The sequence below is a fragment of the Kocuria tytonicola genome (assembly GCF_003687455.1).
GTDB lineage: Bacteria > Actinomycetota > Actinomycetes > Actinomycetales > Micrococcaceae > Kocuria > Kocuria tytonicola.
In genome coordinates this window covers 1-601 of the sequence record NZ_PHOA01000214.1, presented here as the reverse complement: position 1 = coordinate 601, position 601 = coordinate 1, and the positions used below count along the sequence as shown (strand labels likewise).

Annotated in this window: 1 pseudogene; it reads left to right on the top strand. The window is 75.5% G+C overall.

Annotated elements, in window-relative coordinates:
- Positions 1–601: pseudogene (locus tag CWC38_RS11890) on the top strand (DNA polymerase III subunit gamma and tau); the annotation flags it as partial.

Sequence of the window (601 nt, the reverse complement as noted above, 5' to 3'; positions counted from 1 at the left end):
CCGCCGCTGACCCCGTCCCCGAGGACGAGCGCGGCCCCGACGCGGAGCACCCGCCCGCCGACGGCACCACCACCGATGTCGAGGCCGGGCAGTCGGAGACCGCCACGTCATCGGCACCCACGGGACAGCAGGACCGTGCGACCTCGAACGCCGCAGCGCGCCAGGACGCGCCCTCGTCCGCGGGGCAGCCCGCCCCGGACCTGCCCTCCGAGCGGGGCACCGGAGCAGCGGGCAACCCCCGGGAGACGAGCGCCCCGAGCGACGTCACCAGCGGGGAGCTCGAGCTGCTGCGCTCCTCGTGGCCGGAGATCGTCTCCGCACTGGCCGAGATCCGCCGCGTGGCGTGGGCCATCACGGTGCGCGGCACCCCCATCTCGTTCGAGAACAACACGCTACGCATCGCCTTCGAGGGCGACGGCGACATCATGAACTTCCCCCGCTTCGAGGGGGACGTGCGCACTGCCATCCAAACCGTGGTGGGCCTGGACTGCGCGGTCGAGGCCGTGCGTCCCGGCGACACCCGCGGGCGCCAGGGCGGTCAGGACGCCGGCGGACCTCCGCACGGGTCCGGTCGCGGCCCGGGGCAGGGCCGGGACCGGAC